The sequence below is a fragment of the Desulfobulbaceae bacterium genome, assembly GCA_013792005.1.
Lineage (GTDB): Bacteria > Desulfobacterota > Desulfobulbia > Desulfobulbales > VMSU01 > VMSU01.
Map to the genome: position 1 here is coordinate 1 of VMSU01000161.1, position 15,663 is coordinate 15,663.

General features: G+C 48.8%; 12 protein-coding genes. 8 read left to right on the forward strand and 4 right to left on the reverse strand.

The genetic code is table 11. From position 1 onward, the window contains the following. Positions 1 to 260: 260 nt before the first annotated feature. The 8 genes from pgl (at position 261) to FP815_09990 (ending at position 7,445) form a co-directional block, all read left to right on the forward strand. Complete coding sequence (gene pgl, locus FP815_09955; protein MBA3015260.1) at positions 261 to 1,010, forward strand: 6-phosphogluconolactonase; 750 nt, start codon at positions 261 to 263, stop codon at positions 1,008 to 1,010. Between the two features lie 13 nt (positions 1,011 to 1,023). Then, on the forward strand, positions 1,024 to 1,368 hold the full coding sequence (locus tag FP815_09960) for a PilZ domain-containing protein (GenBank protein ID MBA3015261.1): 345 nt from the start codon (positions 1,024 to 1,026) through the stop codon (positions 1,366 to 1,368). Between the two features lie 10 nt (positions 1,369 to 1,378). Further along, positions 1,379 to 1,777, forward strand: coding sequence for an RNA-binding protein (locus FP815_09965; protein MBA3015262.1), 399 nt, complete (start codon positions 1,379 to 1,381; stop codon positions 1,775 to 1,777). A gap of 186 nt (positions 1,778 to 1,963) precedes the next feature. Next, on the forward strand, positions 1,964 to 2,578 hold the full coding sequence (locus tag FP815_09970) for an IMP cyclohydrolase (GenBank protein ID MBA3015263.1): 615 nt from the start codon (positions 1,964 to 1,966) through the stop codon (positions 2,576 to 2,578). 17 nt (positions 2,579 to 2,595) lie between these two features. After that, positions 2,596 to 3,171 (forward strand): phosphoribosylglycinamide formyltransferase, encoded by a 576-nt coding sequence (locus FP815_09975; GenBank protein MBA3015264.1) that lies wholly within the window; start codon positions 2,596 to 2,598, stop codon positions 3,169 to 3,171. Positions 3,172 to 3,181: 10 nt separating this feature from the next. Continuing rightward, positions 3,182 to 3,724 carry a bifunctional pyr operon transcriptional regulator/uracil phosphoribosyltransferase PyrR gene (pyrR, locus tag FP815_09980; protein ID MBA3015265.1) on the forward strand — a complete coding sequence of 181 codons (543 nt, stop codon included), beginning with the start codon at positions 3,182 to 3,184 and terminating at the stop codon, positions 3,722 to 3,724. A 37-nt stretch (positions 3,725 to 3,761) separates the two neighbouring features. Further along, the gene (locus tag FP815_09985) at positions 3,762 to 5,177 is read left to right on the forward strand and encodes a sensor histidine kinase (GenBank protein MBA3015266.1); all 1,416 of its coding nucleotides are present in this window, start codon (positions 3,762 to 3,764) and stop codon (positions 5,175 to 5,177) included. Between the two features lie 6 nt (positions 5,178 to 5,183). Continuing rightward, positions 5,184 to 7,445 (forward strand): U32 family peptidase, encoded by a 2,262-nt coding sequence (locus FP815_09990; GenBank protein ID MBA3015267.1) that lies wholly within the window; start codon positions 5,184 to 5,186, stop codon positions 7,443 to 7,445. A gap of 35 nt (positions 7,446 to 7,480) precedes the next feature. On the opposite strand, the gene FP815_09995 is transcribed toward FP815_09990, so the two are convergent. From FP815_09995 to FP815_10010, 4 genes are all read right to left on the reverse strand, one after another. Continuing rightward, entirely contained in the window at positions 7,481 to 7,699 is a 219-nt protein-coding gene (locus FP815_09995) for a zinc ribbon domain-containing protein (protein MBA3015268.1), read from the reverse strand. Positions 7,700 to 7,843: 144 nt separating this feature from the next. Beyond that, positions 7,844 to 8,842 carry a DUF1722 domain-containing protein gene (locus FP815_10000; GenBank protein ID MBA3015269.1) on the reverse strand — a complete coding sequence of 333 codons (999 nt, stop codon included), beginning with the start codon at positions 8,840 to 8,842 and terminating at the stop codon, positions 7,844 to 7,846. Further along, a complete protein-coding gene (locus FP815_10005; GenBank protein MBA3015270.1) occupies positions 8,829 to 10,754 on the reverse strand; it encodes a PAS domain-containing protein in 1,926 nt (641 codons plus the stop codon). The genes FP815_10000 and FP815_10005 overlap by 14 nt, the downstream gene beginning before the upstream one ends. Before the next feature lie 769 nt (positions 10,755 to 11,523). After that, positions 11,524 to 15,570 (reverse strand): response regulator, encoded by a 4,047-nt coding sequence (locus FP815_10010; GenBank protein MBA3015271.1) that lies wholly within the window; start codon positions 15,568 to 15,570, stop codon positions 11,524 to 11,526. Positions 15,571 to 15,663: the final 93 nt, after the last annotated feature.

The following is a 15,663-nucleotide window of genomic DNA, read 5'->3' on the forward strand; positions in this document are numbered from 1 at the left end:
CAGTGCCACATCTGCGTTGTTATCGGCCTGCTCATGTGCGAAAAGCACACATCGCAGGCCGATGCCTAGCATCTGCGGCACTGCTGAACAGTTACGGTTCTGGGCTTCGGCACCTTTCTGGGTCAGAAGGTGGATAGTTACCACATATTTAGTATCATGCATTATGCGATGATTCATGACTAATTTTCGTTTAACCGTAACGTAAACCGGCAACTGAACACCGATAACCTGGGTAGTTCCCCCTTTTGTTTGGTACATTTATGGAAAAGCTAAACCCAGAGATTATTCGTGGTAAGAACCTGGATGCGTGTTATGCCGCCATTACCCGCGATTTTCAAGGACTGATCCAGGGATCGATTGAAAGAAAAGGATATGCTACTATCGCTCTCTCTGGCGGGAGGACCCCGGCCGGTCTCTTTGAAGCGATAGCACACTCTCCTACTATTATTGATTTCCCTTGGCATAAGGTATTTATTTTTTTTGTTGATGAACGAGTTGTGTCACCTGATCATCTGGAGAGCAATTACAGTTTGTTTCGGACTCATTTTATGGCGTATCTGCCACTTGTTGAGAGTCAAGTATTCAGGATGCCTGTAGAAATAAAGCCTCTCTCGGTTGCAGCTTCTCATTACCAACAAACCATGGTGGAAGTGTTTTCTTCACTGACCAAGAGAGAGAAACCATACTCAGATGATCAGTTTCCGGTATTTGATCTTATCCTGTTGGGTATGGGGCAAGATGGTCATACTGCGTCATTGTTTCCTGGCCATTCAGCGTTAAGTCAAAGGAAATGGGTAGCGGCGGTGGAGGCGGATCAGGCTGTGCCGCCTGTGCCGCGCTTGACTTTGACGTTTCCCGTCATTAATCATGCTGATACAGTAATTTTCCTGATTAACGGAGAAGAAAAGGTACGTTTAGCTGAATCGTTTTTGTCCAACATATCTCAAGAGAACTATCCGGCTTCACTTGTTAATCCGAAGCGGAGATTGCTGTGGTACCTGGCTCAATAAGGAGTATAGTTTGATGGATGAACGTAGAAAAACAAGTCGTCTTTCTCTGAAAATAAAAGGTAATCTTGTTATTGGTGGCGATTTACCCCTGAAGGGGCAGACCCGAAATATTAGTTTTGGCGGAGCCTTTATGGAATTAGATAAAGTGCCCATTTTCAGAGTTGGTGATTATGTGAGTCTTGAATTGTTATCCAGGATAAAATTTACTTGCGAGATCATTCATTTTAACGAATCTGGAGTCGGTCTGCGATTTGATTTTATTTTGATACGTTACTATGAGTATTTTAAAGAGATGATGCTGCATAATGCCCCGGACCGTGACCGGATAATCAAAGAGTTGGGACGCTGGGCTTCGTAAGCCCCAATGAATGGACGTTTTTAAGGTGCGAATTGATAAGTGGTTATGGGCTGCCCGTTTTTTTAAAACTCGGTCTATCGCGACAGAGGCTGTAACAGGCGGCAAGGTTCATTGTAATGATCAGCGGGTTAAACCCTCCCGCATTATTCAGATTGGCGATGAGTTGCGGATCCAGAGAGGGGTGGTCGAGATGACTGTAACTGTTATGGGGGTCAACGATCAGCGGCGTCCGGCAAAGGAGGTTGTGGAACTTTATCAGGAGACAGCAGCGAGTATCGTGACTAGAGAGAAACAACGGGAAGATCGCCATCTTTTGCGCAGTATTCATGACAATGCCCGTCCGTCAGGACGACCAACCAAGCGTGATCGACGGTTGATTCGAACCTTTGTCCGCAACGATGAAGAATAAAGTTTTCCGACTTTTCGAAGTCTGCGCTATAATTATCCGGGTTGACGGTGATCAGTTACCGGTTTACGGTTAACAGACTGACGGATACCAGTCATTGGAATGGTTCTCTTGCCGTTAACTGTCAATCGCTAACCGATAACCTGAGCAGTTACCTTTCGTTTATTATTTATGATACAAGGAGAGACAATGAACACAATTAAACGCGCTATCATCAGTTTGACCGACAAATCTGGCATTGAAGATTTTGCCGTGCAGCTCAGCCAGCTTGGAGTTGAGATTTTGTCCACTGGCGGTACTGCCAAGAAACTTCGTGATCATGGACTTACAGTTCTTGATGTGGCTGATTTTACCGGATTTCCTGAAATGCTTGATGGACGGGTGAAGACTCTTCATCCGAGAGTGCACGGGGGAATTTTGGCCCAGCGTCATAATCCGGACCATCTGCAACAGATGGAAAGTCATGGCTTAAAGCCAATAGATTTGATTATTGTTAATCTTTACGCCTTTGATAAGGCCACTGCCGACTCATCATGTACTGTGGCTCATGCCATTGAAAATATAGATATTGGCGGTCCTACCATGCTTCGGGCAGCGGCTAAAAATTATCAGGACGTAACGGTTATAGTTGATCCGGCTGATTACACTCAGGTTATTGCCGAAATCAAGGCCACCGGCAACACGACGTTGAAGACAAGATTTCGTCTGGCCTGTAAGGTGTTTGATCTGACCAGTGCCTATGATACTGCCATTGCCAAGTGGCTGAACGCTGTGAACCTGGATACTGATCCTGAATTTAAGTAAATGATGAGGCGAAGACGATGAAGATGGCAGTATTGCTCTCCGGTAGCGGACGGACCTTGGATAATTTCCATGAACGACTGAAAAACGGCTCCATGAGCGGCAGTATCGAAGTGGTTATTTCAAACAAGGCTGGAGTTCTTGGGCTTGATAAGGCCAGGCAGTATGGCTATCCGGCCTTTCATGCCGCAGACAATGATGCCATCAATGCAATCTTGGCTGATTTTTCAATCGATCTCATCCTGCTTGCCGGTTTCTTGAAACTCTACACGCCCCCGATGGATCTTGCCAAGGCAGTGCTCAATATTCATCCATCTCTCATCCCGTCGTTTTGCGGGGATGGCTTCTATGGAATGCGGGTGCATCGGGCGGCTCATGCGCGGGGAGTAAAGGTGAGCGGCTGCACAGTACATTTCGCCAATCAAGAGTATGACCAGGGTCCTATCGTTGTCCAGAAGTGTGTGGCGCTGGATGATGAAGATGCCCCGGAAGATATTGCGGCCAAGGTGTTCAGCGCTGAGTGTGAGGCTTTTCCTGAGGCTATTAACCGAGTCACTGCCCTTGGCATTGACTACTTTTGGAAGAAGAGGTGTTGACGTGACTATCATGAGCAGGCAGATCATGTCCGCTGCGGATATGCAGCGGTCATTAGATAGGATTGTGTTGCAGATCTTGGAGCAGAACAACGGTGTTGATAACTTGGCCGTGGTGGGTATTCATACGGGCGGAGTTTATCTGGCGGAACGGATCAAAAAGATTATTTTTGAACGTGAAGGCGCTGATGTCCCACTGGGGACCTTGGATATTACGCTGTATCGTGACGACTGGAGTCTGGCTGCCCAAAATCCTATGGTCAAGAAGACTGATATCAAGTTTGCGGTTGAAGACTACACCATCATTCTAGTGGATGATGTGCTCTTCACCGGTCGCACCATCCGGGCGGCGCTTGATGCGATCATGGATTTTGGCAGACCCCGTTGCATTCAGTTGGCGGTACTGATTGATCGAAAATGTGGTCGTGAGTTGCCTGTCCAGCCCAACTATGTCGGTCTTGAGGTTTTGGAGACACTCGATGAGCATGTTGATGTTACTCTGAGCGAGACAGAAGGCAAGGACGATGAGGTTGTCCTTGTCTGGCAGTCACGCTAAATGCTATCTTCATTAACATTGGTTTTCCCGGCGAACAATGAACAAAGCTGATATCGATAGCACGCCTCGTTTTGATCTGACGGAGATTCGTAAACGGGTTGAACAGAAGCGGCGTGATTATATCACCTATGACTTCAGTCGTAAGAAAAACGATATCCTGAAGACTTTTTTTGATCTGTCCCAGGAGTTTGATTCGCTATCGGACCTGTATCGTATCTGTGTCACCGTCCCGCTTGAGTCTTTTGGACTCGAAAGCAGGCTCTATCTTAAGGGAGGAGATGATCGCTCTTTACTCCTGGTCTGCGATAGCCTGCATGGTGTGTACGATCCCCCGATTCTAGGTCTTCCCTATGTCTCCATTGCTGATGAGCCTTACGAGGCCGAGGGCTCGTATTTGGTTCCGGTAAAATCCAAACCGATGCAGTTTGATGAACATCCGGTTCCTTTGCAGAGTTTGACCCCAATTGGCATGTTCGAGGTCTATCCCCTGGCCAAACTCACAGAGTCAGACAAGTTTTTTTTTACCAAATACACCAACCGGATCGGTTATAACCTCCGAAAACGGTTGTTGGCTCAGCAAAATATCAAACATATTCAGTTCATCAACAACCTGGTCAGTGACATTGAGCACAATGTCATTGTGCCAAACATGTATTACAAACATCTCTTCAAGCAGCTCAAGAAGAGGATTGATGATTTGTGTGCCCTTGCCGAATTGATTGATCAGTACAAAAATGTGGGCAACGGCGACCCTGCCATGTGTCAGGAGGTGGTCGGCAGGATTGGGGAGATTCGCACTCGTCTGCTTGATTCCTATCAGGAGATAGATAAACACCACGCTAATCTTAGTCTCTTTCTCGAAAGCTTGTTTCGGCGGGATCATTTCGAGGAAGGACGGCTGGTTCTTCACCCGCAGGTGTGTAAGTTGGAGACGGATATTATCCTTCCCCAGCTTAGTCACTACGAAAAGAGAATGGCGGCTCGCAGGATTACTATCGACAAACCCGATGATATGGAAGGCGAGGAGATTGAGATCCGTGTCGATTTTGGGCTTTTATCTCAAGTTTATGCCAATCTTTTTTCCAATGTGGTGAAATACGCAGAAACTGTTATCAGCCATCAAGGGACGCTCCGTAAGGCCGTGGCTTATGGGCGGATGATCCTTCCAGGGTATTTTGGTCCTGATAAGGATGGGATCAAGCTTAATGTCTTTTCCACCGGTCGCTCTCTGCCTGATAATGAGATTTCCATGCTGTTCCAGGATGGTTTCATGGGGGCAAACCGACCTGCCAGTTACAAGCCAAATCATATGGGACCTGATCAGAGTCGTGGTCATGGCCTTGCTTTTATTAAATATGTGGTTGAACTCCATGGTGGGGTGGTCGGTTACGAATCCACGGAGGAAGGTAATAACTTCTATTTTATCCTCCCCTTTATCTCTATTTCCCGGTAACGCTTAGTGCACTCTCCTCTGGAATTGCTGGCCCCAGCCGGCAGTCTTGATGTCTTTCAGACTGCTGTCGAAAATGGCGCCAATGCTATCTATATCGGCGCTCCTGCTGTTAATGCCAGGGCCTTGGCCCGACATTTCACTTTTGAGGAGATAGCTGCCATGACTGACTTCGCGCATCAGCGTCGAGTCAAGCTCTATGTGGCGATGAATTCTCTGGTCAAGGAGGAAGATCTTCCTGTGGTGGTCGAGTTGCTCTCGGTGCTGGCAGGAATTGGTGTTGATGCCTTGATTATTCAGGATCTTGGAATTTATCGCCTGGCCCGCCGGTATTTTCCTGAACTGCGTCTGCATGCCAGCACCTTGTTGGGGGCTCATAACTCTATCAATGTCCGGCAGTTGGCTGAGATGGGTTTTGCCCGGGTGGTGCTGGCCAGGGAGATGCGTATTGACGAGATCGCAACCGCCGCAAACGCCAGTCCCGCAGAAGTTGAAGTCTTTGTCCATGGCGCTATGTGTTTTGCTTATTCCGGATTATGCCTGTTCAGCAGTTTTCTTGGCGGAAAGAGTGGCTTGCGCGGACGTTGCGTCCAACCATGCCGAAGGAAATATTCATGGCGTGGCGGTCCTGCTAAAGGAGGCGGCTATCTTTTTTCCATGAATGACTTGGAAGGGATCGGCCTGATTGATCAGTTGCGGGAGGCAGGGGTCAGTTCTTTGAAGATCGAGGGGAGGATGCGCAGTCGTCAGTATGTAGGCGCTGTGGTCAGCGCCTACAGGTTGGCGTTGGATCACCCTGGAGACGATGTGGCGCTGCGCGAGGCAGGTAAGATCCTGGCTCAGGCTATGGGTCGAAAGACCTCGACAGGATATTTCCTGCCGGGGACCGATGAAAACCTCATTACTCATCAGTATTCAGGCAATATCGGTCTGTTTCTTGGCAAGGTGACACACTGTCGACAAGGAAGGGCAGAGTTGAAACTTAGGGAGCCGCTGTTGCTTGGTGATCGCATCCGGGTCCATAATGAGAAGAGTGGCGAGCGGGATTCACTCACCGTGAGGGAATTGTGGTTGGCAGGCAGGCAGGTTCAGGAAGCAGAAGCAGGGCAAACGGTTCGTCTATCTGTGCCTGAAAGCGCGCAAACCAATGATCCGGTCTATAAGGTTGATACCAGTGATTCACGCCAAAATGCAGCCAAGGCGAACAGTTTTGCTCCTCAGAAGTTCAAAAAGCTCGTTGATAAGGAGCGGAATCGTGATCGGATACGCACTGTTGTCGCTCAAGTCGCACCGAAAACCAAGGCTCATCCGGCCCGCCGTAGCGTTGTGCCGGAGGGGGGGCCTAAAAGCGGAGCACCTTTCCGCCCTGGCAGAGGCCAGCGCAAGGACGCATCCGTATCGTCGGGGCCGCCATTACCATGGTGGTTGAAGATTGATGATTTGATAGTGTTGAATCAGTTGCCGCGCCATAACCTTCCCGCCCGGGTCGTGGTACTTCTGACCCAGGAGACGTTACGTCAGCTTAAACGTCTGGCAGTTGCAGGGGACCTGCGTCGAAGTTTGATCTGGGCCCTGCCTCCGATCATTGTTGAACCAGATCTCGCCTTTTATCGGCAAGCCATCGCTTTGCTTTTTCGTCAGGGTTTTTTTGACTGGCAGATTGCCCATGTCGGACAGTTGCAGTTGTTGATTGAGGTCATGCGTGCCGGGGGCGAAGCGGAGGAGTCTTTGTCTCAGATCCGAAAAAAGTCAAGCCGGACGAAAAGGCCTCCAGATCGATCTCGGAAGAGCAGGTTGATGCTCTATGGTCATTATAGTTTGAATGTGATGAACTCCCAGGCGCTACAGGCCTTAGCCGACATGGGCATCGCTACGTCCCAGGTGTCGATTGAGGCAGACAGGGACCTTGTTGCCGTGCTCACTCCACATCGGCAGAAGGGGCTGGGGATGACGGTCTATGGTTTTCCGCCGCTTTTCACCGCCCGCCCGTCTCCTGGCTTTTTCAGCTTTGGTCAAACGTTTGTCTCACCAAAGGGTGAGGAGTTTGTTCTTGCCAAGAGCTTTGGTCAGACCCTGGCAGTTCCAACCGATCCTTTTTCGCTGCTGGATCGATTGGATGATCTTAAGGCCCTTGGCCTTGACTATGTGGTTGTTGATCTGTCAGGGGGGCTTCGTAAACGAGGGGATCTGGCCTTATTATGGCGGCGTCTGGATGGAGGCCATAGTAAAGAGCGGCTGAGGAGTTTTAACTTTACCGGATCATTGCAGTGATTGACGGGCCACACGGGCCCGTTTTTGAATCAAGCTCAGGAGAAGCCGGATTTGGTTGAACAGCCGGAAAGCGCCCCGGCAGGAATTACGTTCGATGAGGTGTTTGCCAGACGAAAGCTGGTCGCTGAAATCTTTTTCTTCACTTTGGCGCTTTTGCATTCGCTGCAGATAATAAGCTCTGTCGATGTGGATGAAGTGAGAATTTTTTCAAAGGCGGCGTTACAATCGAGGCATTGGTATTCATAAATTGGCATGGAGGTCACCTGGGTAAAATTACTTGAGGTGGGTTTGAACCGACTATGTTACTGCCCTAATAATAGGTCCGATTGGGTAAAAGGCAAGAGCCCCAAACAGATTTCGCTGAAGCTTGTGCGCTGTAGGGAGTTGTAGGATCGGCTTCAGGTGTGATAGCGCAGCAGCAACTCGTCTGGGTGGGGATTGAGATAGTGTTGTCTGGTCAGGTACTCTTGTTGATATTGACTGGCGTAATGTTTGAGCAGGGTGATTGGCACGATCAAAGGGGTTGTTCCGTTCAGGTACTCTTCGAATGAGGAGAGCAGGTTTTGCTTTTCGTCAGGGGTGATGAGCTTTTTGAAGTACCCCAGGATGTGTTGCAGGACGTTAAGGTGTTTTGGGGGAGATGGAACTTCCTGCAAAGCCCTCATCAGGAGCATCTCGTAGTCGGCGAACAACTCAGGAATTGGTTTGGTTAAAGTTTGGGCAACCACTTTGCCCAAGGCTTGATAGTGTGTTTCGCTGTGGGATAACACTTGAAGTTTGTTGGCGCTGTGAAAGTTGATTAAGCCTTGCGCTGATAACGTCTCAGCTTTAGAGGCGCGCCATCGTTGGCAGACAAAAAGTTGTTCGATGAAGTTATCCCTCAGTGTCACGTCCTGGAGCTTCAGCTCATCAGTTACGGGTAGCAGCGGAAAATGATCGAGAAAGGCCTTGGCGAACAGGCCCTTTCCTATTCGTTGCCACATCCCATCTTCGTTTGTAGGATAGACCTTGACACCCTCCATGCCACAACTGGGTGATTTACTCTTAAAGATAAATCCATCAAGTTCGTCGCTGTCCAGTATGGTGATTTTTTGTTGGCACCAGGAGTTCATTTGTTCCGTTTGATCCGCCCCAGAGCAGATGACCATCAAACGAGGTTGCTCGGCCTCGCCCACCAGTCTCATTGCTTTTCGTGGTACTCCCATCCCGCATTCATACTCAGGACACACCGGGTACAAATCAAAAACTCTGCCAAGGGTTCCAGTGATAAAGTGATCACACTGGTCGAGTCCATCATAGCGCACAAGGGTGCCAAGGAGGCAGGAACTGACTCCTATCCGTAGTCTTCTTAGGAATAGCTCTTTGATCCCGGCCTCTTGTTGATTATCTCTGTCCATCCAACACCTGACGGACTATGGTTGCCAGTTCTGTTGATGTTACAGGTTTAGTGATAAATTTCTTGATACCGATTCTTTTAGTATCTTCTTCGGAAATTATGGCGCTGTAGCCAGTGCAGAGGATAATCGGGAGTCCTGGTTTAATTTGCAACAGAGAGATGGCAAGTTCAGCCCCTGTAATATCTGGCATGGTTTGATCGGTGATCACAAGATCGTATTGGTCAGGATGAGACTGGAACTCGCTGAGGGCATCGTTGCTTGTTGTTTTTACAACAACATGATAACCCAAGCGTTCAAGAACCGATTGCTGCATGGTGACAATTGCGATCTCATCGTCGACTAGTAAAATGCTTTCATTGCCTGTTGGTATGGGGATCTGGTTGATTTCCTGCTCTTCCAACTTGGTCTGGGGGGGAAGGGAGGGGAAAAAGACGGAAAACGTTGTCCCCTTACCGAGTTCACTTGTCACTCGCATTGAGCCGCCATGGCTGTTGACAATGCCGTGGACCACAGCTAAGCCCATGCCGGTTCCTTTACCTATCTCTTTCGTTGTGAAGTAGGGGTCGAAGATCCTTTCCTTGGTGGCCTGATTCATACCGCTTCCGGTATCGGTCACCTCTAGTTTGATGAGCGAACCAAGGGGCAATGGTGATTCTCTTGCCACCAGGGCTTCCTTTGATCCTGTCGTTTGGCTCAGAGAGATTATAATTATTCCTTTTTGGTCAGGCATCGCCTGAAAGGCATTGGTACAGAGGTTCACCAGAATTTGGTGAACCTGAATGGGATCTGCCATTATCGATCCACATTGTGGATCGATGGTGTCTCGAATTTCGACTGTGCTTGGCAGGGAGGCTCGTAGTAACTTGATAACTTCTTTAACAATTATGACAGGACACATCGGGATAATCTGTTGAGGATGTTTCCGACTGAAGGTGAGAATTTGACTGATCAATCCGCGGGCCCTGTCTCCTGCCTTAAGCACTTGATCCAGATATTGCGTACAGTGACTTGAGTGAGGGGTGTCTGCACGAGCCAGTTCCGTATAGCCAAGGATGGCGGTCAAGATATTATTAAAGTCATGGGCAATGCCGCCAGCCAGCGCTCCAATGGCTTCCATCTTGTGGGCCTGAAAGAGATCTTCCTGGAGTTTGGTTAGATCGGTAATATCCTTTGCGATATGTACGAGATATTGCACCTCTCCCTCTGAGTTGAAAATCGGCGCCGAGGAAACATGAAAGATCTTCTCGAGTTTAGCGTGGGCTATCTTTTCTCTATGATGGCACCCTGCATCCTGAATGGTATCGAATACCGGGCAATCGGGGCATGGTTCGTCAGCGCCGCGGAAAAGCTCATAGCAATATTTGCCGTTAATCTCACCCGGTTTCACCTTGAAAAAGTTATACGTTGCCTTGTTTGCTCTGATTATCCGAAATTCTTTATCCATCAAAGTGATAATGTCACTCATGGCATCAAAGGTTTTTTCCCACTCATCCTTGGCGGTTTGAAGTTGGTGCTTGAGTAGTTGTTGTTCGGTGATTTCCTTCATCACTTGGAGAATTCTGTCCACTTTGCCATTTTCGTCAAACAAGGGTGTTGTGGTGATTTCGAACTCTTTTGTTGATTCATCGGTCATGGTGTGGAGGTGCCTGATCGTAATCGGCAAGCCTGATGAGAAGACCTGGCGGTGCGGACAAGGTTGATCGGCCAGGGTTGCTTTTTCGCAAGGATTCGGGCAGTGATGATGGATTTCGTGACATTTTTGTCCCAAGACCTGTTCTTTTGCCATCTCGCATAACTCTAGGTGATGTTGATTGGCAAAGATGATGCGGTAGTTTTTATCAACAATAAGAGCAGGATCATTCAAACTATGAAGAATGTCATATGCGGATGAATTGTTCAATAGGTTGCTCACAGAGTATCATTGTTGCGGTAAGGTGAAAATGGGCAAGTAGTACACTAAGGGGTAGTCAGCCACGCAGTATTCGTGCCAATAAAGAGATAGTTTTTCGGTGTCAATGGTGGTGGCGAATTATGCGCGAACACATTTCCTGGGGGTGTGTTTAATAGCGCTGTGTTTCCGATTTTACGGAATAATCTGTCCGTGAAGGTGGAGTGGGACTGCTTTCGGTAATCATCTCAATGTGATGTAATTCAGAAAAGGTTTGAATTCATATTGGTAATGGTCTTTATATGATGTGTTAACAGCAAGTTGCGGAAATTTTTTTTACACAATGTAGTATATTTATTAGCAATAGCAATAGCAATACGTGCAATTCCCCATTTTGTAATGTTTGTCGAGTATAAGAATAATGAACTTGCAAAAAAATATGGAGCTAGTTCTACTTTGTCACATTTACGTTACAGCTGTGTCGCATGAAATTTCTGGTCATTCCGGCATGATGTTAGCCGAAATCCAGACTGTTGTGACGCACTGGACCTCAGCTAATCTGACAAAGAAGAACTAGGCTAGGGAAGCAAACCTGAGATGATTCAGTAATGACGATCTCGTGAAACTTTTTAGCTTCGTGGCTCTTAACTATTTTCAGCTAACTCTTCCGAAGGAAAGGAACAAGAATTCATTTTCAATGCCATGTTCCCTGAGCGGAGCCGAAGGGAACAGGAGAAAAAAAAGCCGTGGTACGGTTACCAACAAAAAATCTGGAAATAGTTTAGAGCCACGTTCAGCTTTGATCGACGAAAGACCGAAGTTGATCGTAAGCATGTTCAAGCTGGGGCAGGAGATGCTCAATTAAGGCTTGGTCACCTTTTTTGCCCGCCTTTTCAATTGCCAGCGCTATGGCGCTTATCTCGTTGCAGCTCACCATGGCGGCAGACCCTTTGATCCTATGGGCTACGCCCCAGGCGGATGCCAGGTTGTGATTTTCTATCAGTGTTTTCAGTTCCTCAATGCCGGGTGGCATCGAGTTGAGAAACATGGTGAGAAATCGCTCCATCGTCTCTTGGTCAAGGCCTAAGCGGGCATTGAACTCATGGTGGTCAAATGGGTTTCCGTGGGTGATCTTCTCGGTTGGAGGTGGTGCGAAAGGCTCTCTGGTGTCCGGGGATTCTGGAGATTCGACGGCGCTGTCCCTGTCTAACCACTGGGATAGAGTCTGGGCCAAGGATTGCTTGGTAAATGGTTTGCTGATGTAATCGTTCATGCCAGCGTTTAAGCACATCTCACGATCACTTTGCATGGCATTGGCAGTCATGGCAATGATCGGGATTTGTGGGTTTGGCGCCTTGGTTGTTCCAGAGCGAATGGCCCGGGTGGCCTCCAGTCCATCCATCTCCGGCATTTGACTATCCATCAGTACCAGGGCGTAAGGGGTCGATTCAAGGGTAGCTATAACCTCTTTTCCGGTTGTCACGGCATCGATGTGATACCCCAACTTGCGGATTATTGTCAGAGCGACTTCCTGGTTTACTGCATTATCCTCAGCCAGAAGAATGCGTTGTTGACTTATTGGGATGTTCTGTTGCCAATGACAATGAGGACTGGTGGTAACTGAAGCATCCGTCTCCTCATTTAAGCCGAGGGCACGAGTTAGACAGTTGCGAAGAGCCGATTGCCTGATCGGTTTGGTGATGGAGGTATAAACCCTATCGTCACTGAACCGGGTTTGATTTTCTTGCTGGGTAATGGAGGTGAGAAATATCTGTCGGCATTTTTGGAGCGCATTATTATTGGCAATGGCGTGGCCTAGTTCGGCGCCGGTCATGTCTGGCAACTGTATGTCGATGATAATCAGGTCGAATGGATCGTTTATCCTGGCGGCTTGCTGGAGCATGGTCAGGGCTTCTGTGCCGGAAATGGCATGAAGGTGACGCATTTTCCAGTGGTCAAAGATGTTCCTGAATATTTCTCTTTGGGTAGCGTTTGCGTCGACAATCAGGATCTTGCGTCTTGCAAGTCCCGTGATGCTCTTTTGCGGTTGAGCAGTGGTCGTACAAAATTCTTTACTGAACACCGAGGTGAACCAAAAGGTAGAGCCCTCTCCTTTGATGCTGGTAACGCCGATATCTCCTCCCATTAACTTGGCTAATCGTTTAGAAATAGCCAGGCCAAGTCCGGTACCACCGTATTTTCGTGAGGTAGACGCGTCCTCTTGTTGAAAGGGGGTGAAGAGTGTGCTGACTGTGTTGGCGTCCATGCCAATTCCGGTATCCCGGACCTCAAACCGAAGGATTGTTTGTCTCGAGTCTTGGCTGACCACCGAGACCAGCATGGAAATTTCTCCCTTGCTGGTGAACTTAATGGCATTGCCAACAAGATTTAAGATGATTTGCCGCAGGCGACCAGGGTCGCCTGCAAGTGGGGATGGCAAGTCAGGTGGAAGGCCGCAGAGCAGTTCAATCCCCTTTTCCTGGGCGCGCAACGCCATCAGATCAACACATTCTTCCACGATGTTCATCAGATCGAAAGTAGTGTTTTCGATTTCCAGTCTTCCTGAGTCTATTTTTGAAAAGTCCAGGATGTCATTTAGCAGTTCGAGCAGCGCATTACCGCTATACATGATGATTCTGGCGTAGTGGCGCTGTTCGTTGGTGAGTTTTGTCTCCAACAGCAATCCAGCCATGCCGATGACGCCGCTCATGGGAGTTCTGATTTCATGGCTCATATTAGCGAGAAATTGACTCTTGGCCATCGCTCCCGCTTCGGCGCGTTGGTTGGCTAAAATCAGTTTCTGTTCGGCACGGGTTCTTGAGGTGATGTCATGAATAATCAGGTGGATGACCTGACGGTCTCTAAATTGAATACGACTACAGGAGATTTCCACTTCTCTGAGCGAGGCATCAGCCAAGCTGTGTTGCGATTGGATTTTCTGGCCCTGGGCGCTGGTGGTCGATTTCATGGAGTGATCGATCTTCCCTGATGGCGAAATAGAAAGGTCGTTGATTTGCATCGCCAGGATCTTCTCTCGAGAGTAGCCATAGAAGTTAAGCGCTGCTTGGTTGGCCTCAAGGATCTGACCGTCATCGGGAGAGACGAGAAGCATGATGGCAGTGTTGTCTGCGAACTGTCGGCGATAGGAGGCTTCACTGTCGCGTAGATGGGTGAAAGCGGTTGTCAACTGCTCTTCTGCCGACGTTGTAACCGCCCAGAGAAGAGATATCACTCCACCAAAAAGTCCAATCATCATCCCTAGGCCAAGGAGGAGGTCTCCTGTGTCGGCGGCGTGTTGGCTGGTGATGTCGTGAAGTATAATCAGATCGGCGACATCGCGGCCCAAGGCATCAGGAAGATGGATGACACCACAGAGGAGCCGTTGTTCTCCCATACGTGCACGGAAAACTGGAGTCTGAGAAAACGGTTGGTGGCTGTGGTTAAGCCAGTGGGCCACCGTATCCGGAATGTCTGGCGCTGTTTGCTGTGTCACTACAAAGTTGAGAAAGCGTCCCCACTTGCCTATGGAGCCGGAAGTATGGCCTGCCAGGGCATAATTTTTTTCGTTGATGAACTCTTTCCTGAGGACGGTGATCTCTTCAATGTTCAAGGACCGACTGAGTTCAGTGGTTAGATTGACAAGGTCTATGCCCAGTTCGATATAGCCTCGGACCTCATTATTTTCTACCCATGGGTGGACATAGCGGAGGGTTAAGGCGCCTAATGGTCCAAGCTCGACCCCCCAGGAGTCAAAACCGGTTTTCTGAGCCATTAACAGGGTGTGGCGGTTGATGATATCGCCATGGCGGGTTGGCTCATGCAATCTTAGAAAGCAGGTGCGGTCTGTGTCGATGAAGTAAATGTGGCTGATATTGGAGTCATGCCGTATGTCGAGAAAAATTGGGGTCCCGAGAGCTATAAGCGCGTTGAGGTTACGATTTTTCCAGGCGTTATACATCTCTGATGAACTACTGATAAGGGGCAATTGATTCTTCAAAACCTGGACTTGGGAGGTGATTAGCCGATCCCACTGGCGCCGGGCATGATCGGTAAGGTTCAGGAGTTCCTGCCGCGATTGGTCAATCTTGATCTGATAGAGGAAGATGCTGAAAAAGATGGCTCCGCCAAGTAAGGCCAGTGTCGCGGGAGTAAGAATCCATACGGTGAGGTTGACAGCATCTGGACGTAGATTTTTATTGCGCCAGTGGATTGTGGACCAGCCGATCAGAATCAGGGTGATCAGGAAGGAGGTGGAGAGAAGCGGGTCCAGGCGGGAGGCGTTAAGGCGTTTTTGCCAATCGTTGGCGTTGATGTCGATACCCACTGCCATCACTAGAGAACCAGAGATGGGGTCAACCACTGGGACAATAGCTGAGACAAAGGTTCCGTACTCGTCAGAGACCGGACCTTCGGTGAATGGTTCATACGTTGAAAAGAACTGTAGAAGAGCTTCAGTCGGTTGTTCGTAGGGTGTTCCCGGTGAGCTGCTCTGGGGATCCCCCGGCATATAGTTTTCCGGGCCGAAAACGAGCCTGTCTCTCTGCATGGCAAGGCTATAAACCCCTCGTTGCGGGAATGTCTTGCCCCCCGAGATCATCTGTTCGCGAATGTACTCAAAAGCTGGCGTCCCAGCATCCGCCTCTGTGAAGGTGAGTTGTTTTGCCAGGTCAGGGTTGATGGTGCGGGCAAGCTCTGTGGCTTGCTGCAACAGGGTATTGCGCATCTCGGCATCGGCGCGCTTAGCACGGAACTCTCCGGCGCCCCAGCCAATAGCAAGAAGCAGGGCTAGAGCTGCCAGTCCTATAAGTCGGGGGATTGTCTTGTTTCGACGAGAGATCATGTCGATCAGTGTAGGTTGGGACTGTGACGCTTGTCAATCATAAGTCTAAATCCCCCCTCTTGGATCAATAAACAAAGGGTAATTCAAGATAAA